Source organism: Enterovibrio norvegicus (assembly GCF_002876705.1).
Classification (GTDB): Bacteria; Pseudomonadota; Gammaproteobacteria; order Enterobacterales; family Vibrionaceae; genus Enterovibrio; species Enterovibrio norvegicus_B.
The window spans coordinates 50,076-68,994 of sequence record NZ_MDAG01000046.1 but is presented as its reverse complement, the minus strand read 5'-3'; the positions used below and the strand labels follow the sequence as shown (position 1 = coordinate 68,994).

The window sequence follows — 18,919 nt, the reverse complement described above, 5'->3', positions numbered from 1 at the left end:
ATCTACATTACTCCCATCCTCACATTCTTCATGACAAGGAACACATGTTGACGTCTTCACTTTCTAAAATTGCATTCGCCGCGCTTACCAGCGTACTCCTACTTGGCTGTGCGTCAGGCAATCGCATTCCAGCTACATCCTTCACCACTTATGAAGATTTTAGAGCAGGCCCAGAGGGCGGCGTTGACCTCGTTTGGGCGAGAGTAGGTCTGCGCACCGAAGCGCGATTAAAGAAAAAGCTCGCCCAATATGATTCAGTCGTCATCGATCGTATTTATGTGTTAACCAGCGAAGACAATGCGTTAGATGATGATCAGATTAATGAACTAACCGCCTATTTTATTGCTCGACTCAAAGAAAAAATCACAGCGTATAAGCCCATTGTCGACACCCCAGGAGAGAACAGCCTGCGTCTAAGCTTTGCACTCAGCAATGTAGAAACACCAAACCCTATCTTAGCGGTAACAAGTAGCCTATTACCTGTAGGGTTAGGCATTTCAACGATCTCTAAAATCACCACAGGTGAACACACGAACGTTGGCGGTGCCACCGTCGAGTTACTGGTCAGTGACGCAAAAACAGACAGGCCTCTTTTCGCTGTCATTGATCGTGAGACCGGCAACAAAGATCTTGCGACAATGATCGATTCACTGGATGACGCCAAAGACGCCATTAACTGGTGGGTAGAACGACTTGGTAAAGCCTTAGACGGGAATTTCGAGCAGGAATAGTGATGACTCAGACCGTCCTGTTCCATACAGAACATTGGCGCTGAAAGACAAAAAAAAGCGGCTTTTAGCCGCTTTTTTCCTTACGTTCTAATTGATTAAGTTCGTCAGTTACTTAACAAACTCTTCGCCCATGGTGATATCACCACGTAGCGTATCTAGCATGCTATCAAGCGCATTTTGCTCAAATGCACTCAATGGGCCGTGGTCAAGAATTTCTTCTACGCCATCTTTACCCAAACGTACTGGTTGTGCGAAGAAGCGAGCGTACTTACCGTCACCCTCAACGTATGCACATTCAATAACGTCTTTCTCGCCTTGTGCTGCGCGAACCAATGCCAAACCAAAACGGCAAGCTGCTTGGCCCATAGACAGCGTTGCTGAGCCACCGCCTGCTTTTGCTTCAACCACTTCAGTACCCGCGTTCTGGATACGAGGTGTCAATGCTGCCACTTCTTCTTCAGTGAACTCAACACCTTCAACTTGTGAAAGTAGAGGAAGAATCGTCACACCAGAGTGGCCGCCAATAACAGGAACACTGATTTCGCTTGGGTTTTTACCTTTCAGTTCAGCAACAAACGTTTCTGAACGGATGATATCCAGCGTAGTGATACCGAAGAGGCGTTTCTTGTCGTAAACACCCTTCGCTTTAAGCACTTCTGCAGCAATCGCAACAGTGGTGTTTACCGGGTTAGTGATAATACCGATAAGTGCTTTTGGACATACGTCAGCAATTTTTTCACTTAGAGAACGCACAATGCCAGCGTTCACGTTGAACAGGTCAGAACGATCCATACCAGGTTTACGAGCAACACCTGCAGAAATCAAAACGACATCTGCACCTTCAAGCGCTGGTGTTGGATCTTCACCGCAGAAACCTTTAATTGAAACGGGTGTAGGGATGTGGCTAAGGTCAACCGCAACACCTGGTGTTACAGGGGCAATGTCATACAGTGCCAGATCTGAACCCGCAGGCAGGTTGTTTTTCAGAAGCAGGGCTAACGCCTGACCAATGCCGCCAGCGGCGCCAATCACAGCAACTTTCATCTCGTTCTCCTTATTTACGATTTTTATATTTCAGACCTTTGGTGGCATTCCATTGCGATGCCGACAGCGGCACGATACTCACAGGAAATGACACAAAAAATGAATTCACAAGCATCATACGTGCCTATTACCTTCAGCGACAAGCCTACGACTGTGAGGATAAGCCCCGCTTCTCAATTTTCTTTTTTACAGGCGAAAAGCAATGACCAGAGTCTGTTGAAAGGTGATTAGTGCGTCACTTTACTGCGGATTTTATTGCCCATGACTGAATCACTATGCAAAAATGCGCCATTCTGACACTGGGAAAGAAAAAAAATGCGTAATTCAGATAAACAAGACCTATTAGTGAAAGCGTTTAAAGCGATCCTAAAAGAGGAAAAATTCAGCTCCCAGGGCGAAATTGTTGATGCGTTAAAAGCGCAAGGCTTTGAGAACATCAACCAATCTAAAGTGTCTCGCATGCTGACTAAGTTTGGTGCCGTCCGTACGCGAAATGCGAAAATGGAAATGGTTTACTGCCTGCCAGTAGAACTCGGCGTACCAACCACCAGCAGTCCGCTCAAAGAGTTGGTGATGGACATTGATTACAACGATGCATTGGTTGTGATTCACACAGGCCCTGGCGCAGCACAATTAATTGCGCGTCTTTTAGATTCACTGGGGAAAGCGGAAGGCATCCTTGGTGTGGTCGCGGGTGACGACACCATCTTCATTACTCCAACCAGAGCGACAACCACCGTTGCTTTGTTTGAAGCAGTGTGTGATTTATTCGATTACTCTCGCTAAAAAAACAGCCCTTGTTTTTTAAACACATCTACTAGGCAGAAAATAACACCTACATTTTCTGCCTAATTCTTCGTTCTACCCTTCCCTGCACTATCATTAAGTGTCTCACTATTGAGCATGTGATGCATTTATCTACGGTTAGTCCACAAATCATTGTGAAATGCCATGACAAAATATTTCCCTAGTTTTAAATTTTGGATACAAGTTTGTTATCATTCCCAACAATGAAACTCGAATAGAGCAAAATAAACTGAGTGTTAGCCGGAATCCTTGCCACCAGTTGTGACAAGGGAAGCCATAACAAATTTGTGTGAACACGTTGTAGAGTCGACCCGCCAAACTGGCGGGTTCTCCTCATCTTGTGTCAGTAAATTTTACACTTTCATTTGCCGATAAGGGACAATGGCATGACGAAGACGACCGAGACACCGCTCGACGCACAGGACATCGTCGCGCAAGCGGACACTGGTGCCCGATCACCTTCAGGGATCCCAGGACGTATCCTGTGGTTCGTTCCATTGTGCTGGTCCATATTCCAGCTCTGGTACGCATCACCCTTTACTGTTGCGCTAAACGATACAGAAGCGCGCTCTATCCACCTTGCGTTTGCTATTTTTCTCGCATTTACCGCTTACCCAGCTCTAAGAAGTTCGCCACGAGATCGCATTCCACTCCAAGATTGGATCTTTGCTCTCGCAGGCAGTTTTTCAGCCGCGTATCTTTTCCTTTTCTACTCCGATCTCGCTACGCGCGCAGGGGCACCAACATCGACTGATATTGTTGTTGCCGTCACAGGTATGGTTCTGCTCTTAGAAGCCACGCGCCGAGCACTTGGACCACCGTTGATGGTGGTTGCTGCTGTCTTCTTGGTATACACCTTTGCGGGTCCACACATGCCAGATGTGATCGCGCACAAAGGTGCAAGCCTCAACAAAACCATGTCACACATGTGGCTAACAACCGAAGGTGTCTTCGGTGTTGCCCTTGGCGTGTCGACCTCGTTTGTATTCCTGTTTGTTTTGTTCGGCGCATTACTTGATCGTGCAGGCGCAGGTGGCTACTTCATCAAAGTCGCGTTCTCTTTGCTTGGCCACATGCGTGGCGGCCCAGCAAAAGCAGCGGTTGTTGCATCGGGTCTATCAGGCCTGATTTCAGGCTCTTCTATCGCCAACGTTGTAACCACAGGTACCTTTACCATTCCGTTGATGAAACGTGTTGGCTTCCCTGGCACGAAAGCAGGTGCAGTCGAGGTTGCGGCGTCAACGAACGGTCAGCTTACGCCACCTATCATGGGGGCAGCGGCGTTTTTGATGGTGGAATACGTGGGTATTCCGTATATCGAAGTCATTAAAGCGGCGATCTTGCCAGCCATCATTTCTTACATCGCACTGATTTATATCGTTCACCTTGAAGCGTGTAAGGCGGGCATGACAGGTTTGCCACGTCGCCATACGTCGACATTCCTACAAACCCTTCAGAACATCGTGGTTATCGTTATCGGTATCTGCGTACTGAGCTTCGCGGTTTACTACGGTATCGGTTGGACGAAAGATGTATTCGGTGCAGCAGCAAGTCCAATCATTGGCGTGTTGATATTTGCCGCTTACGTCGCACTCGTACGCTACTCTTCACAATTCAAAAAAGAAGCGGTTGAAGACCCTGCCGCCACAGACCTTTCAGAAGTGCCCGATCCAGGCCCGACTGTTCGCTCAGGTCTTTACTATCTGCTACCGATTGTCGTGTTGGTGTGGTGCTTGATGGTAGAGCGCTTCTCCCCAGGTCTGTCTGCATTCTGGGCAACCTTGTTCATGATGTTCATTGTTGTTACCCAGCGCCCATTGATGGCTTTCTTCCGCAAAGAAGGTGAATTTGCCGCAGCGATAAAAGCAGGCTTTGTCGACTTAGCAGAAGGTTTTGTCGCAGGTGCGCGCAACATGATCGGTATCGGTGTAGCAACGGCTGCAGCAGGTATCGTTGTCGGCGTGGTCACGCTAACAGGTATCGGCTTAGTCATGACCGACTTCGTTGAGTTCATCTCTGGCGGTAACATCATTCTGATGCTGTTATTTACGGCGGTTATCAGCTTGATCTTGGGTATGGGCTTGCCGACCACGGCAAACTACATCGTGGTATCGACCCTGATGGCGCCCGTTATCGTGACCTTGGGTGCGCAAGAAGGCCTGATCATTCCATTGATTGCGGTTCACTTGTTCGTGTTCTACTTCGGTATCCTCGCGGATGACACACCGCCCGTTGGTTTGGCCGCATTTGCAGCCGCAGCGATCGCGAAATCAGACCCCATAAAGACGGGTATCCAAGGCTTCACCTACGATATTCGAACCGCGATTTTGCCATTCATGTTCATCTTCAATACACAGCTGTTGTTGATGGATCTTGATGGGCCGTTGCACTTGTTCCTTACCATATTCTCGGCGGTCGTCGCCATGTTGGTGTTCTCTGCTGCCACACAAGGTTGGTGGCTGACGAAGAACAAATGGTATGAAACCGTCGCCATGCTGTTGATCACGTTCGCACTGTTCCGTCCAGGGTTCTTCTGGGATGAGCTTTACGCACCAACCAACGACTACGCGGGCACAGAAATCATCAAAGTGGCGGAAACATTGCCCGATGGCCAAACCCTGAACATTCAAGTGAAGGGCGAGAATATCGACGGCAACATCGTCACTAAGCACGTGCACCTACCTGTTGATACCGCAAAAGCAGAAGGCTTGGCGCGCGTCTTGTCGACGGGTTTAGAGCTACGTGACGAGGACGGCGGCAAGTACATCGACATGATTCAGTTCGGTAGCCCTGCAGAGAAAGCAGGTATCGATTTTGATTGGGAAGTGGTTCAAGTCAGCACACCGGCTGAACGTCCGATGAAAGAATGGGTATTTGTACCAACTTTATTGCTACTGGCTGGTTTGGCGTGGAATCAACGTCGCCGCCTGAAGCAAACGGCATAACAACGGTCGGGGCCTTGCGCCCCGCCGGATTACTTTAACGAAGAGAGTGTAATCCATGTATAAGCACATTCTGGTCCCGGTCGATTTGAATGATGAGCACTTCGGTGACAAAGCCGTTGAGCATGCCGTTTGGTTAGCAGGACAAACAGGGGCAACCTTGCACTTACTGACCGCATTGCCCGGTATTCATAACTCCATGGTCGCATCATACTTTCCCGAAGATGCTGCGCTCAAAATGAAGCAAGATGTTCAATCCAGCCTTAAAGCATTTGCCAAGCGTATGATCCCTGAAGGCATTGCCTACGATTACTCTGTATCAGAAGGCAAGCCTTATAAAGTGATCGTGAAATCAGCAGAGCGTCTTGGCTGTGATTTGATTGTCATGCCAAGCCACAAGCGCTCTCGTGCCAACAAGCTACTTATCGGCTCTGTTGCCACCAAAGTGCTTGAGCAATCTAAAGTCAACGTATTGATTTTGAAGCCTCAGCAAAACTGATGACTTTGGTATCACTAGCATGAAAAAAGGGACGGTATCTACCGTCCCTTTTTATTTGGAAAACGATCAATCACTCTCATGACCGTTGATCATATCCCCAGCGCGGCACTAAGCCTTGCTCTACACCGAGATGATCCAAAATACGTGCAACCATGAAATCGACCAAATCTTCGATCGTCTGAGGTTGATGATAAAACCCTGGCGCAGCCGGCATGATGGTGACACCCATCTTTGACAGCTTAAGCATGTTTTCTAAATGCAAGGTCGAAAACGGTGTTTCACGGACAACCAATAACAATTGGCCTCGCTCTTTTAGCACCACATCCGCAGCACGTTCAGCCAAGTTATCCGACATACCATGAGCAATCGCAGCAAGTGAGCCCGCAGAGCATGGACACACAACCATCTGCTTTGGCGCAGCCGAGCCAGACGCGACAGGAGAAAACCAATCCTCCTTGCCACACACATTCAACTTATCCGTCGATACCGTAAGGTGCTTTGTCAGCGCCTCCTTTGCGGCATCAGGGCCTGATGGCAGCTTTAAACCATGCTCCGTTGCTAGTACGACACGCGCCGCAGATGAAATCAGCAGATAGACCTCGTAGTCTGCTGCCAACAAACATTCCAACAAGCGAATACCGTAAGGCGCGCCGGATGCTCCGCTCCACGCCAGCGTGATGCGTTTGTCGTTTTTCGCCGAATTAACCATGCGCCTCCAACGTGTCACGGTTTGAAGTTCTGTTTTCTAACGCTGCTTTAAGTTTGTCATGGATACCGCCAAAACCACCGTTACTCATGACCAATACCACGTCGTCGCTATTCACATTTGTCGCAATGGAAGCGACGAGAGCATCAATGTCATCAAAGCACTCAGACGGCGCTTTACACGCATCAGCAACCTCTTTCACCGACCATTTGATGTGGTCAGGTTGGAACAACGTCACAGTGTCAGCACTGTCCAAAGACGGGGCAATATCATCTTTATGTACGCCAAGCTTCATGGTGTTGGATCTTGGTTCTAGGATCGCATGAATACGTCGCTCACCCACTTTCGCTCGCAAGCCTTCCAATGTGGTTTTGATGGCGGTTGGGTGATGCGCAAAATCGTCATACACAGTCACGCCCGCGAAATCACCTTTGTGCTCAAGACGGCGTTTGGTGTTGATGAAAGATCCGAGCGATTCACAAGCCAAATCTGGCGTGACACCCACATGTCGCGCGGCGGCAATGGTCATTAGCGCGTTGCTCACGTTATGATCGCCAATCAAGTCCCACTTGACCGTACCAACACGTTCGCCGTCAAACCACACATCAAACTCACTGCCATCAGCAACACGCTTCTCGGCTTTCCATAAGCCATCGTCACCGGCAAATTCAAGCTCGCTCCAGCATCCCATGTCCAAGGTGTCTTTTACGTTCACATCTTCTGCAGGGGCAATGATGCGACCAAGACTTGGAACGGTACGCACCAAATGGTGGAATTGACGTTTTATCGCAGCAAGATCGTCAAAAATGTCAGCATGATCGAATTCTAAGTTATTCAAAATCAAGGTGCGTGGGTGGTAGTGAACGAACTTCGATCGTTTATCGAAAAAGGCACTGTCATACTCGTCCGCTTCCACCACGAAGAACATGCTTTCACCCAAGCGTGCTGACACACCGAAATTACCGGGTACACCGCCAATCAAAAAACCTGGCTGGTAGCCGCAATCTTCCAGCACCCACGCTAACATGCTCGCTGTGGTGGTTTTGCCGTGCGTTCCCGCAACGGCAAGCACCCAACGATCTTTAAGCAAAAATTCAAGCAGCCACTGCGGACCCGACGTGTAATTCAGATTCTTATCGAGGACATATTCGACACATGGATTACCGCGGCTCATCGCATTACCGACAACAACAAGATCGGGCGCGGGATCAAGCTGGACAGGATCGTAACCTTGAATGATCTCGATCCCTTGAGATTCAAGCAATGTGCTCATTGGCGGGTACACGTTGGCGTCACAGCCTGTGACTTTATGGCCCAGTTGTCGGGCTAAGATGGCTGCGCCACCCATGAAGGTGCCACAAATCCCTAAAATATGTATATGCATAACGTTTCGTCAGCCTTGAAAGTCACTTTATCTTGGCGTGTACCGCGCTGCGATCACAGTTCCAAGCTCGTTCAAATTACTTCGTTACTAATAAAAAGTTCTACACTTTAAACTCGGTAACAAGTTGATTTATTGTTCAGATGTTGCGCAATTCTTGGGGGCTTTTCTCTTTGCCACCCGTCTTATGTCTACATTGAAAAGAATAAATCAACGGGAGAACACTGGTGCGATTTTTGTTTGTCGCTTGCTAAATGCACCTTCTTGTTTTCAATCATCTTACCCAAGAATCCGATTCCAGACATCAAAAGGATCTGAAATGTCCGATATGCGAACACTTGGCGAGTTCATCGTTGAAAAGCAACATGAATACCCAACTGCCAGTGGCGAATTGAGCTCGTTGCTGTCTTCCATCCGTTTAGCCGCAAAAATCGTTCACCGTGAAATCAACAAAGCAGGCTTGGTTGATATTACCGGTGGGTTCGGCAGTGAAAATGTGCAAGGCGAACAACAACAAAAACTCGACGTCTATGCCAATGAAAAATTCAAAGCCGCCATGGCTGCTCGCGACCAAGTGTGTGGCGTCGGCAGTGAAGAAGAAGACGATGTTGTCATCTTTGACGAAGCCCATGGACTGAATGCCAAATACGTCATTTTGATGGATCCTCTCGATGGTTCATCAAACATTGATGTGAACGTCTCTGTCGGTACGATTTTCTCCATCTACCGCCGTATCTCCCCTCTCGGCCAACCCGCCAATCTTGACGACTTCCTTCAACCTGGCAACAAACAAGTGGCTGCGGGCTATATCATTTATGGTTCTTCCACCATGTTGGTTTACACCACGGGGAACGGTGTACATGGTTTTACGTACGATCCATCAATCGGTGTGTTCTGTTTGTCGCATGAAAACATGCGCATCCCAGAAGAAGGCACGATCTACTCGATCAACGAAGGTAACTACATCAAATTCCCACAGGGTGTGAAGAAGTACCTCAAATACTGCCAAGAAAATGAACCGGAAGATAATCGCCCATACACATCGCGCTACATCGGTTCTTTGGTTTCGGATTTCCACCGAAATATGCTGAAAGGCGGCATCTACCTCTACCCAAGTACAGCGGCCTACCCAAGCGGCAAGCTGCGCTTACTGTATGAGTGCAACCCAATGTCGTTCATCATGGAGCAAGCCGGCGGCAAAGCCTCCGACGGTAAGCAGCGCATCCTTGATATCAAACCGACAGAACTCCATCAGCGCGTGCCCTACTTTGTTGGATCTACGCATATGGTAGACAAAGTGGAAGCGTTTTTAAGGGACAGCCCTGACCAAGAATAAGACACAAAAAAGCCCGCAACTGCGGGCTTTTTCTTATGTGCAAAACTGACACTACTGTTCGAGTTGGTCGCTACTTAATGCTGAACTGATAGAGCAAATCCACAGCATTGTCAGCACCCGATACCGCTTCCAGATACAGATCTGTCAGCAAGCGATACCGCACCGTAAACTCCGGCAAACTCGTGAAGATCCCCACACCGTATTTCACCTGTAAGCCAGGTAAAATATAGCCAGAGACTTCCACTTTTTCATCATCACCGCTGCCTGATGTATCCACCGACAAATCTTGAACACCAAAGGCCTCACCAAGCTGCCCAACCAGCTTACCGCTTTGCGATAGGCCAAGGCCGATCAACATGGATGTCATGCCATTGCCATCAGATTCGCTATCGAGATTTCGACCTCGCACCAAATAAGACAATGCATTTGCCTGTGGCATTGCAGGATCGGAGAACACCGACACCTCTGGTGCATCAGCTGGGCCCGTGACACGAATGCCCGCTTCGACGTTATCTTCAATCGCGTTCGGGTTTCGGATCGCTTCAATCTGCAAATAGGGCTGTTCTGGCGGCCCATTAAACAAGATCTGCCCCTTTTTGATGGTCAAATCCTGCCCAAAGGAGCGGTATGTCCCTTCTTCTAGGTTGATATCACCCGACACCGACGGCCCTTTGCGATTACTCGCCACATTCAGATCACCCACCAGCAAGGTTTTCAAACCAAAGGCTTCTAATCGCACATCGTCGCCTATATTGACGTTGATCGCGGCGTTGATCGTGATGGGCGATGCTTCCTCTTTGCTAATCGGCTGAAGTTCATCATTCAAAAGCACTACGTCGCTAGAAACTTGCACCGCAGATTCTGGCAGGGTTTCAACAATGATGCGTCCCCAAGGCACTGAGACTTTTCCGGTCACATCAATTCGTTTCGGGTTCGCTTTCAACGTCATGTTGGGGCTAACTTCCAGCGCCACCATTGGCGGCACCACCACTTTTAGTCGCTCACCCGCGACATTCAGAGAGGCAAGCCACGCATCTAATTTCGTCCAATCGGCAGTACCTGACAGCGTAAGATCACCATCAGGGGTTTTAATGCCACCGTCTAACTGGCCTTTATAACCTTTTAGGTCGATACCAATTTGACCCTGAGTGATCTCAACAGGTGCCGCCAAGCTTTGTAACTTCAACCCAGTAAGATCAATGTTACCGGTGGCACTGGGGGCATCAAGTGCACCATTGAGCACAACGTTACCGTTTAGCTCTCCTTTCAAGATGGAATCTTCACCGAGCGCAGCAGAGAGGAAATCAAGGTTCACGCCCTCTAGCAAGAAAGCACTTTTCAACGCGCGATTCTCACTCGAGAGTTTGGTCATTTCAGCGTTCAGTGTCACCGAGCCGTTGTTGGTTAAATCCAGGTCGAAATCCGCATTCAATTTTTCGTTAGCCAATACCGCATTCAGATCGAGTTTGTCCCAACCGAACGTTAAAGGCAGATCCATTTGTTCGACAACCTGGCCTTTAGAGAGAGACACTAATGCATTCACTGTCGGCAATGCATTTGGTGTCCAACCCACATCGGCTTTCGCATCAAGTTCACCTTGGATCATGGTGGTCACTGGTAAGTAGGCCTGTAAAATATCCAAATTGAAATCAACGATAGACACACTTGCCTCGCCGCTATCCGCAACCTTGGCAGGTTTGTCTAAGCAAACGCGGCTTTGGTGCTGCGTCCAACAAAACGCGCCAACATCCACCGACGATGTTTTAAAATCCACCGCCAACGGCACGTCGTTTTCCAATGTCCAAGGGCCAACCGGTGTGGTCAGTTTGGATGCGTATAATTTTCCTTTCCAACCCGTTTTACGATCTAACTGCCCTTGCAGAGCCAGTTCGACGCCCACAGGAGTGCCATCAACGTTGAGCGACACAGTTTGGTCGCTTTCATCGCCAGAAGCGCGTAACGACAGCGTTGAAACATCCACGCCTTCCGCTTTCACTCCAGCAACATCAACCACAAGACCGCCACTTACAATAGGCAATGGAGACACGGAGCCGCGCATTTTGACGCTCTGTACCGACACCAATTCTTCCCACGCCAAAGTAGACGCATTGAGGTTCACAGACGCCGTTGGCGCGTCCAAGGTGCCAGATAACGCGACCTCCCCTTTAACACTGCCTTTCGCCTGTGGTAGCGACGCAGAAAGAGACGGTAAATCCAGCAACACATCGAGATCGAGTGCTTTGTCTATTTGCCCTGAGACATCAACGCGGTTTGGCCCATGGCGCAATGACAACCCTTGGGTTTCCACCAACAAATCGCCTTTGCCTTTCACGTCAGACGCATCAACTTGCCCTATCAATGTGAGTGCTTGCTCACGGATAGTGCCCTGAATATCAAGCTCTGGGACTTCGACTAGCCAGCCACCTTGCGACGTTAAGCGCCCTTTATTCGTGAAGGTGCCAGACAACCGCCCTTCAGCTTCAGGCCATTTCAGCCCCGGCTGAATATCATTGAAACTGAGTGCTGTCTGCCAGTTCACCTGTTTTGCCCAATCCGCGTTTGCAGAGCCTGCAATGTTGCCGCCCAAGGTATCGAGTTTAAAGTTGCTTAACGCGATCTTCGACAAACTGCCCGAGAGATTCGTGCTGAGCGTCATGTCAGGAATGACATCCCCAGTGGCGCTGGTTTTTAGCGTAGCGCGATAATCCGCCAAGCTGCCATTGGCGCGTAGTGCCGTTGATGACAGACGGTATTCCGCAGGCTTATCAATAGGCCATTGCAGATTACGGCTCGTGAGTAACAGGGAAAAAGGAATATCAGGGTCAATCACATTCAGCTTGCCTGACAAGGTTGCAGCCAACACACCTTTCAACGCGGCATCCAGCTCCAAGGCCTTGAGATCACCCTTCGCATCAAGTTTCAGCGAATGCCCACCAAGCGGTGCCATACGCACCTTGGCCAGCGCATCCAATGTCAGTGGGTACTCACCTTTTAGTGATACATCACCATTGAGTGACACTTTCCCTTGTTCGGCATCCAAGACTAATTGTTTGATCGCAATGTCATTTCCACCTGCCGAGCCTTCCAGCAAGAACTGATGGATCGTCTGTTTTGCGGGCAAACGTAAATCGGCATCTTTCAGTTCAAAACGCTCGATAACGACATTCAGTGGGATGTTTACTTCAGGTAAGGCCAGTGCTTGCTTTTGCGCTTGTGGCGCAGATGTCGAGGTGTTGGCTGACGTGTCATTGCTCGCTGGCGGCAGTACGACAGAGATGCCCTGCCACGTTGTTGGCTTTAATGTCAGTGTGCTGCGCTGCATTTGCGCGGCGGTAGTCAAGGAGTCCCAATGCACTTTTGTGCCGAGAATATCCAACGTGATATCACTCAGTGCTACGCCGCTTAAAAAGAGCGGAACAGGCGTCGATATCTCCGTCACAGGCTCTGAAGGCGTTTCGTCTTCTGGCGAAGGGGCTGTTTCACCCACCGTCACGACAAGACCGTCAGCGGTTAGACCATCAATACACAACACAGGCGTCAGCAAACACTTTGCATTGATATCCAAGAACAAGGAGTCACTGGTCAATGAAAACGCCGGCGATTGGTAAGACACCCCTTTCAAGGTGAAGCCATTCAATACTGCGCCTTCTTGATCCTCAATGCTCAATTCAGGTAAGGCTTCTTGAGCCCCCCACACCGCAAATTTAACGCCGCCAGGGGTAATTAAGAACGCCCCTACCACGACGAAAACAAACACCATCAAGAAGAAAACGGTGACAAGCAATCGCTTAATCCAGCGCATCATAGTTCTGGCCCCAAACTGAAGTGGAGCTGAAAGTCATCGCTTTCATTTTCAAAGCCGTGGGCGATATCGAAGCGCACAGGACCAACCGGAGATTCCCAACGCACACCAACACCTACCGACGTTTTCCACGAAGGGCTGCTCGTTGTCCATGCATCACCGGCATCAACAAACAATGCCGCCCACCAGTTTCCTGTCACACGGTAGTTGTACTCCAAGCTGCCCGTCGCCATGTAGCTACCACCGAGCAAATTACCTTTTTCATCCCTGGGAGAAATCGATTCATAGCTATAACCACGAATGCTGTTGTCACCACCCGCAAAGAAACGCAACGACGGTGGCACACGCTCAAATTCATCGGTGAACACGCCGCCGCCGTTAACTCGAACGATACCGCGATTGTTTTCATTCAAGCTACGGATCCACGCAGTTTGCCCAATCACGCGATAGAGATTGATGTCTGCACCCCAAATAGGATCTGCCATTTCAAAGGTAATGGATTGCTTGTCACCCCAATATGGCATTGCGCCACCTCGGCTTCGAACACGGGAAAAGTTAATCCCCGGTAAAATGAGGTTTGAGATATCAGAATCCGTCCCTTGGGTGTAATCCGAATAGAGCCAACGAAGGAACACCGACCGCTGCCAACCCGTGTCAAATTTCCAATGGCGTGACACAGATGATGTCAATTCCAAGCTTTTCGTGTCGTTGTTGTCGAGGTTCTCGGCACCGACTTGCACTTGATAGTATTCGCGCTGAACATCTTCAAGTGGGATCTTATAGGTCGATTCAAGCGTCTGTTTGGGTGAGGAAACATAAAGGTCGGTATTCAGGCTATGCCCACGGCTGTTAAACCAAGGCTTCTTCCAACCAATTTTTACACGAGGGCCGGTGTCCGTGGAGTAACCCACACCCGTTTCAAATTGATTTCGTGGTGCTGGCGCAAGTGACACAGAGATAGGTACGCGATCATCACGCATGTCATCAAGCCCGGCTTCCACCAATACCGACGAAAACCACCCTGTATTCGATAGCGCTTGGTTATACGCACCTAAATCCGTGACCAGATAAGGGTCGCCCTCAGTAAAGGTCAACATGCTTTCGAGGCGTTCTTCATTGATTTGGCTATCGTGAAACACGATCTGGCCAAAGTGATAACGAATACCACTTTTGTAATGCAATCGGAAATACGCTTTTTGAAGGCCAGGGGCAACTTCTAGTCGAGAAAGGATGTACTCGCCGTCAAAATAACCGCGTCGTATGCCAAGGCTTTGAATGGATGATTTGAGTGAATCGTATTGCCCTTGGTTTAACACATCGCCCACTTTAGGTGCAGATTCAAGCAACGCTTTGAAAGCGGGGTCATTTTCCGCTTCGCCTTCAAGTTTTACATCCATGTCTGCAATTAAAATCGGTGGACCCGGGTCTATATTGAGCACCACGGTGGCGTCATCACTGGACGCTTTATCTTCAACAGTAAATGTCACTGTCGGATCATAGTACCCAAGGGCTTGAAGTGCTCTGCTCACTTCATCTGTTACACGAGATTGAAAACGGAAATTTAGACGTCGTTCATTCTCAGGAATCGCATCGAGATAAACCCTGACATTTTCTTCCAAAGGCTTTTTTAGCCCGTCGATGTCGAAGTCAATGTCCGCAAAAGCCACCCCAGGCATCAACATCATTCCACTAACAAGCCAAGGTATTAATCGTTTATCTATCATTAACCGTACGTCTTTCTCTCACCTTGAGAGTCACAATGAAAACAAAATACTTAACAGTATGACCGCTTAACGGTGGGGCTGTTCTGTTGCAAAAGTGCATCAAAGCACGATAAAAATGCTCAACCCGACCTAAAATCCGTTTAGCGCTAAGAGCCCGCCTCTTAGAATGACTGAGAGTATACAGGGTCGAGAGAAACCAGACGACAAGGAGTCGAAGTATGATAACAAGTAAACAACATACTATAACCGCTCAAGAGGCGCTTCCAGATAGAATGGAACAAATAATTCCGACTGAGCCTCATGCCGTCAATGGATCGGTACTGCGCGCCGAAACGCCAGATAATCAGGAACAGATCCTTGTGGGGATGGGCTGTTTCTGGGGGGCTGAGCGCCTATTTTGGCAACTCGATGGCGTGACCTCAACGTCGGTCGGATACAGTGGCGGCTTCACTGTAAATCCAAGTTACCGCGATGTGTGTACGGCGCAAACTGGTCATACAGAGGTTGTACAAGTGGTCTACGATCCAGCGAAAATTCAGCTGGAAACCATACTGACTACTTTTTGGCAGAGCCATGATCCCACGCAAGGGATGCGCCAAGGAAATGACGTGGGTACTCAGTATCGTTCTGCGATTTATTACTATAATGACGCGCAAAAAGACGCAGCGTTAGCAAGCAAAGCCGCTTACCAGGCAGCGCTGGTTGATGCAGGTAAATCGTCAGAGATCACCACTGAAGTCGCCGAAGCAGGCCCTTACTATTTTGCAGAAACCTATCATCAGCAGTACTTAGAGAAGAACCCTCGAGGTTACTGTGGCATAGGTGGAACGGGGGTTTGCCTTCCCCCTTGGGAAAGGGACAAGTAGGGCCTAATACCCTATTGAAAGCCGAAACCTAAGATGCGTTCATTTGGTAACGCATGGATCAAAAAAGCCCAGCAGTGCTGGGCGTTTTCTTTAGAATACAACTAACGGATTGTGCGTCGTGTTATGCAGCAACCGCCATGGCGCGAATTTCACTGTTCACTTCATTCATGACGGCCAACGCCCGTTTATCCTTTCGAGATGGCGGTAACAACTTGCCGCAATCAAACTCAAATGCGCCAACGCCGTCGATGTATACACGACCGCGGAAGAAGCCTTTCACATAACGCGCAACCTGACGGGGACGGTATTGATGAAAAATTCGTAACATTGATGAACTCCTCCATGTCTTAAGATAAAAGACCTGCATCACACGCCATAGGTTTCATTTATGGCAGACATTTGTTTGATGCAATCTAAATGCCAACTACTGGGGCTCACTTCACATTGTGTGGGTACTGAATATTTGGACAACGTGTCGACATATCGTTCCCACTGTTTTCTACAACAACCCTCAAAGCGTAGTCAAAAAATAACACGTGGTAAACATACGACACACAGTCTCAAATAAGATTCAATTAGTGGTAAACCGAATGTCGTTTTTGAGTGGTTGGATCTGTTATTGATACGGTCAGGCTTTCGGTTTCGGCTATATTCTTACAACACTCTAATAAATGGGGAATAAACCTCTATGCGTCAACTCAAAATGCTTGCCTTGGCAACCGCTCTCATCTCCACTTTTGCTCAGGCACACAACATCAATAACGGCCAAGCTCTGCCATCAGTGTCGGTTGAAAAATACGGTGAACTCACACTTAACGGCGATGATGTCGGCTTCAAAACGTGGAGCAGCGCAGAACTCACCGGTAAAGCACGTATCATTCAAGCCATCGCAGGGCGCAGCAGCTCGAAAGAGATGAATGCACCACTTGTAGAAGCAATTAAAGCGGCAGATTTCTCAAACGATACCTACCAAACCACCACCATCATCAACCAAGATGATGCGATTTGGGGTACGGGTGGCTTTGTAAAATCTTCAGCGGAAGACAGCAAACGCGAATTTAGTTGGTCTTCTATTGTTCTGGATGAAAGCGGTGCGGTTGCAGGGGCATGGAACCTAAGAAAGGAAAATTCAGCCATCGTTGTTGTCGACCAAGAAGGCGTTGTTCGCTTTGTTAAAGAAGGCGCCCTCAATGAAGTTGAAATCAAACAAGTGATTGATCTTGTTAACAAACTGATTCAGTGATCTTTCTCACTCATCAAAACAAAAACCCGCCAATTGGCGGGTTTTTTAATGTTTTGTCTCGATCAGCCGATAAACTGAGAAAGGTAGAGCAAGGTGGCGACATAAAAGACGACAAGCAGGATATTCACTGTGTTTACTTTGAATTTCTTCATCGTAGCGTTACCTCCCTGTCAAAACCAATCGATGCCAAATGTTAACAAATTTAATTTAATTTTAACATAGCAGATTAAATACAACCTTCTCTAAATCGTCGCGAAAACATTACCTTAACGTTGTGAAATGGATGAGATCATGGCTGAACAACGCAACCCCGTACTGATTGACGTCAATGAAAAAGCGGCTTCTGAACCAAAGAAAGAGGCTGAAAACGCCCATCACCGCCAAGAAAACCACATCAAATCGAGTCAACATCGACTCGAGGCAATCGCCGATCTTCACCATATTGATGCAATGTTGCACGAGGTTGAACATGACAGCCTGACAACCCGCGCGGCATATCGACAGTTACAGCTGAAGCAACAGCAACAAGCTAACCTCGAAAAGATCATCAAGTTAACCCACGATCTTTGCCGCGACGAGGCCGCAAACTCACCGGATCCTGATTGGCTTTACCGCTTCTTTGAAATGGCTAAAACCATCTATGGCGATGCCATGCAAAACTTGTGGGCGCGTATTTTAAAGCAGGAAATGATCAAACCCGGCAGCACTTCTTTGAAAGCACTGTCGCTGCTCGAAACCATGACACAACGCGAAGCGCAAGCACTGCAACGCGCATGCACCCTCGCCTGTACCTTTGGCAGTGATGGCGCAAATAAGCTCATCACAGGCTTTAGGCAACCCGAACAAGGCGTGAAACGCTGGTTTAAACCAGACTTGGCCGAGCGCCTTGCGCTGGGAAATTACAAGCTGCCGTTTACGGATCTGATGCTGCTGATGGATCTGGGGCTGATTTTGAGAACAGAATTGGAATCTGGCGCGATGGATCCATCCGCCGATCTGGCGTTATCAGGTCAAGGGAAAACCTTCATGCTGACACCGTTTAGGAAGGGAACACGTATTTACTATTACCGTTTCAGCCCAACAGGCAATGAGTTGGCGAAACTGGTGGGTCAAAAGACCCACCCTGAATACCTTGATGCCCTAATGGCACTGCTGTCACACGCGTTCGACGTTAACAGCGACATAGGATCGACGGTTAACGCGAAGGCGTGATCAGCCGATCACACCCGCTTTGCGCAGTTGCTCCACACACTGATCAACCAACGCATCAACGCTGTGCTGATCGGTGTGCAAGTGGATCTCGGGTTGCTCTGGCGCTTCATAGGCAGAGCTGATCCCAGTGAACGCCTTGATCTCTCCTGCACGGGCTTTCTTGTATAGCCCTTTAGGATCGCGAGATTCACACACCTCAAGCGGTGTATCCACATACACTTCGAAAAACTCACCGTCAGGCAGAAGTTCACGCACCAATTGGCGCTCTTCACGAAACGGTGAAATGAAAGCAGACAGGACGATCAATCCCGCGTCGCTCATCAACTTTGCCACTTCGCCCACACGGCGAATATTTTCACGACGGTCTTGGTCAGAAAACCCCAGATCGCGACAAAGACCATGGCGAACATTGTCACCATCAAGCAAATACGTATGATGACCTAACTCAGCGAGTTTGTTCTCTAGCGCACCCGCAACGGTCGACTTGCCAGAACCCGACAACCCTGTAAACCACAGCAAAGCTGGCTTTTGTTTTTTCTGTTCAGAACGGAACTGCTTGTCAACGGCATGCTTGTGCCAAACCACGTTCTCATCCGGATGCGGCGTATCCGCTGCACTCATAACTC

General features: G+C 48.8%; 15 protein-coding genes. 8 read left to right on the top strand and 7 right to left on the bottom strand.

The annotated features are described in order from the left end of the window. The first annotated feature begins 44 nt into the window (after positions 1-44). Positions 45-731 carry a DUF3313 domain-containing protein gene (locus BCT27_RS18845; protein ID WP_102316295.1) on the top strand — a complete coding sequence of 229 codons (687 nt, stop codon included), beginning with the start codon at positions 45-47 and terminating at the stop codon, positions 729-731. Positions 732-839: 108 nt separating this feature from the next. On the opposite strand, the gene mdh is transcribed toward BCT27_RS18845, so the two are convergent. Continuing rightward, a complete protein-coding gene (gene mdh / locus BCT27_RS18840) occupies positions 840-1,775 on the bottom strand; it encodes a malate dehydrogenase (RefSeq protein WP_102316296.1) in 936 nt (311 codons plus the stop codon). Positions 1,776-2,090: 315 nt separating this feature from the next. Between mdh and argR the strand changes: the two genes are divergently transcribed. The 3 genes from argR (at position 2,091) to BCT27_RS18825 (ending at position 6,023) form a co-directional block, all read left to right on the top strand. After that, complete coding sequence (gene argR / locus BCT27_RS18835) at positions 2,091-2,561, top strand: transcriptional regulator ArgR (protein WP_017012168.1); 471 nt, start codon at positions 2,091-2,093, stop codon at positions 2,559-2,561. Between the two features lie 407 nt (positions 2,562-2,968). After that, positions 2,969-5,527, top strand: coding sequence for a TRAP transporter permease (locus BCT27_RS18830; RefSeq protein ID WP_102396475.1), 2,559 nt, complete (start codon positions 2,969-2,971; stop codon positions 5,525-5,527). Positions 5,528-5,582: 55 nt separating this feature from the next. Then, a complete protein-coding gene (locus BCT27_RS18825) occupies positions 5,583-6,023 on the top strand; it encodes a universal stress protein (protein WP_017012170.1) in 441 nt (146 codons plus the stop codon). Between the two features lie 76 nt (positions 6,024-6,099). On the opposite strand, the gene BCT27_RS18820 is transcribed toward BCT27_RS18825, so the two are convergent. Both BCT27_RS18820 and mpl read right to left on the bottom strand, forming a co-directional pair. Further along, positions 6,100-6,732, bottom strand: coding sequence for a flavin prenyltransferase UbiX (locus tag BCT27_RS18820; protein WP_102396474.1), 633 nt, complete (start codon positions 6,730-6,732; stop codon positions 6,100-6,102). Beyond that, complete coding sequence (gene mpl, locus BCT27_RS18815; RefSeq protein ID WP_102396473.1) at positions 6,725-8,113, bottom strand: UDP-N-acetylmuramate:L-alanyl-gamma-D-glutamyl-meso-diaminopimelate ligase; 1,389 nt, start codon at positions 8,111-8,113, stop codon at positions 6,725-6,727. Before mpl ends, BCT27_RS18820 begins: the two co-directional genes overlap by 8 nt. A 316-nt stretch (positions 8,114-8,429) precedes the next feature. On the opposite strand from mpl, the gene fbp reads away from it, so the two are divergent. After that, on the top strand, positions 8,430-9,446 hold the full coding sequence (gene fbp / locus BCT27_RS18810) for a class 1 fructose-bisphosphatase (protein WP_017012173.1): 1,017 nt from the start codon (positions 8,430-8,432) through the stop codon (positions 9,444-9,446). Positions 9,447-9,516: 70 nt separating this feature from the next. Here the strand turns inward: fbp and tamB are convergent, their stop codons facing one another. Further along, on the bottom strand, positions 9,517-13,251 hold the full coding sequence (gene tamB / locus BCT27_RS18805) for an autotransporter assembly complex protein TamB (RefSeq protein WP_102396472.1): 3,735 nt from the start codon (positions 13,249-13,251) through the stop codon (positions 9,517-9,519). Further along, positions 13,248-14,969 carry an autotransporter assembly complex protein TamA gene (gene tamA / locus BCT27_RS18800; protein ID WP_371978774.1) on the bottom strand — a complete coding sequence of 574 codons (1,722 nt, stop codon included), beginning with the start codon at positions 14,967-14,969 and terminating at the stop codon, positions 13,248-13,250. Before tamA ends, tamB begins: the two co-directional genes overlap by 4 nt. Before the next feature lie 221 nt (positions 14,970-15,190). On the opposite strand from tamA, the gene msrA reads away from it, so the two are divergent. Next, complete coding sequence (gene msrA / locus BCT27_RS18795) at positions 15,191-15,838, top strand: peptide-methionine (S)-S-oxide reductase MsrA (RefSeq protein WP_102316301.1); 648 nt, start codon at positions 15,191-15,193, stop codon at positions 15,836-15,838. A gap of 121 nt (positions 15,839-15,959) precedes the next feature. Here the strand turns inward: msrA and BCT27_RS18790 are convergent, their stop codons facing one another. Further along, a complete protein-coding gene (locus BCT27_RS18790; RefSeq protein WP_102259749.1) occupies positions 15,960-16,166 on the bottom strand; it encodes a DUF1107 domain-containing protein in 207 nt (68 codons plus the stop codon). 360 nt (positions 16,167-16,526) lie between these two features. Between BCT27_RS18790 and BCT27_RS18785 the strand changes: the two genes are divergently transcribed. Together BCT27_RS18785 and BCT27_RS18780 are read left to right on the top strand one after the other, a co-directional pair. After that, on the top strand, positions 16,527-17,081 hold the full coding sequence (locus tag BCT27_RS18785) for a YtfJ family protein (protein ID WP_102396471.1): 555 nt from the start codon (positions 16,527-16,529) through the stop codon (positions 17,079-17,081). 291 nt (positions 17,082-17,372) lie between these two features. Further along, entirely contained in the window at positions 17,373-18,293 is a 921-nt protein-coding gene (locus tag BCT27_RS18780) for a TIGR03899 family protein (RefSeq protein WP_102396470.1), read from the top strand. Here BCT27_RS18780 and cysC read toward each other — a convergent pair whose 3' ends face one another. After that, positions 18,294-18,914, bottom strand: a complete 621-nt coding sequence (cysC, locus tag BCT27_RS18775) for an adenylyl-sulfate kinase (protein WP_102316304.1) — start codon at positions 18,912-18,914, stop codon at positions 18,294-18,296. It abuts the gene before it with no gap. Between the last annotated feature and the right edge of the window lie 5 nt (positions 18,915-18,919).

Excerpts from the sequence above, each read along its gene's own strand:
- BCT27_RS18825 (WP_017012170.1), top strand. The coding sequence starts at position 5,583 with ATGTATAAGCACATTCTGGTCCCGGTCGATTTGAATGATGAGCACTTC.
- mdh (WP_102316296.1), bottom strand. The coding sequence starts at position 1,775 with ATGAAAGTTGCTGTGATTGGCGCCGCTGGCGGCATTGGTCAGGCGTTA.
- BCT27_RS18830 (WP_102396475.1), top strand. The coding sequence starts at position 2,969 with ATGACGAAGACGACCGAGACACCGCTCGACGCACAGGACATCGTCGCG.
- BCT27_RS18820 (WP_102396474.1), bottom strand. The coding sequence starts at position 6,732 with ATGGTTAATTCGGCGAAAAACGACAAACGCATCACGCTGGCGTGGAGC.
- fbp (WP_017012173.1), top strand. The coding sequence starts at position 8,430 with ATGTCCGATATGCGAACACTTGGCGAGTTCATCGTTGAAAAGCAACAT.
- BCT27_RS18790 (WP_102259749.1), bottom strand. The coding sequence starts at position 16,166 with ATGTTACGAATTTTTCATCAATACCGTCCCCGTCAGGTTGCGCGTTAT.
- tamB (WP_102396472.1), bottom strand. The coding sequence starts at position 13,251 with ATGATGCGCTGGATTAAGCGATTGCTTGTCACCGTTTTCTTCTTGATG.
- cysC (WP_102316304.1), bottom strand. The coding sequence starts at position 18,914 with ATGAGTGCAGCGGATACGCCGCATCCGGATGAGAACGTGGTTTGGCAC.
- msrA (WP_102316301.1), top strand. The coding sequence starts at position 15,191 with ATGATAACAAGTAAACAACATACTATAACCGCTCAAGAGGCGCTTCCA.
- argR (WP_017012168.1), top strand. The coding sequence starts at position 2,091 with ATGCGTAATTCAGATAAACAAGACCTATTAGTGAAAGCGTTTAAAGCG.
- BCT27_RS18780 (WP_102396470.1), top strand. The coding sequence starts at position 17,373 with ATGGCTGAACAACGCAACCCCGTACTGATTGACGTCAATGAAAAAGCG.
- mpl (WP_102396473.1), bottom strand. The coding sequence starts at position 8,113 with ATGCATATACATATTTTAGGGATTTGTGGCACCTTCATGGGTGGCGCA.
- BCT27_RS18845 (WP_102316295.1), top strand. The coding sequence starts at position 45 with ATGTTGACGTCTTCACTTTCTAAAATTGCATTCGCCGCGCTTACCAGC.
- BCT27_RS18785 (WP_102396471.1), top strand. The coding sequence starts at position 16,527 with ATGCGTCAACTCAAAATGCTTGCCTTGGCAACCGCTCTCATCTCCACT.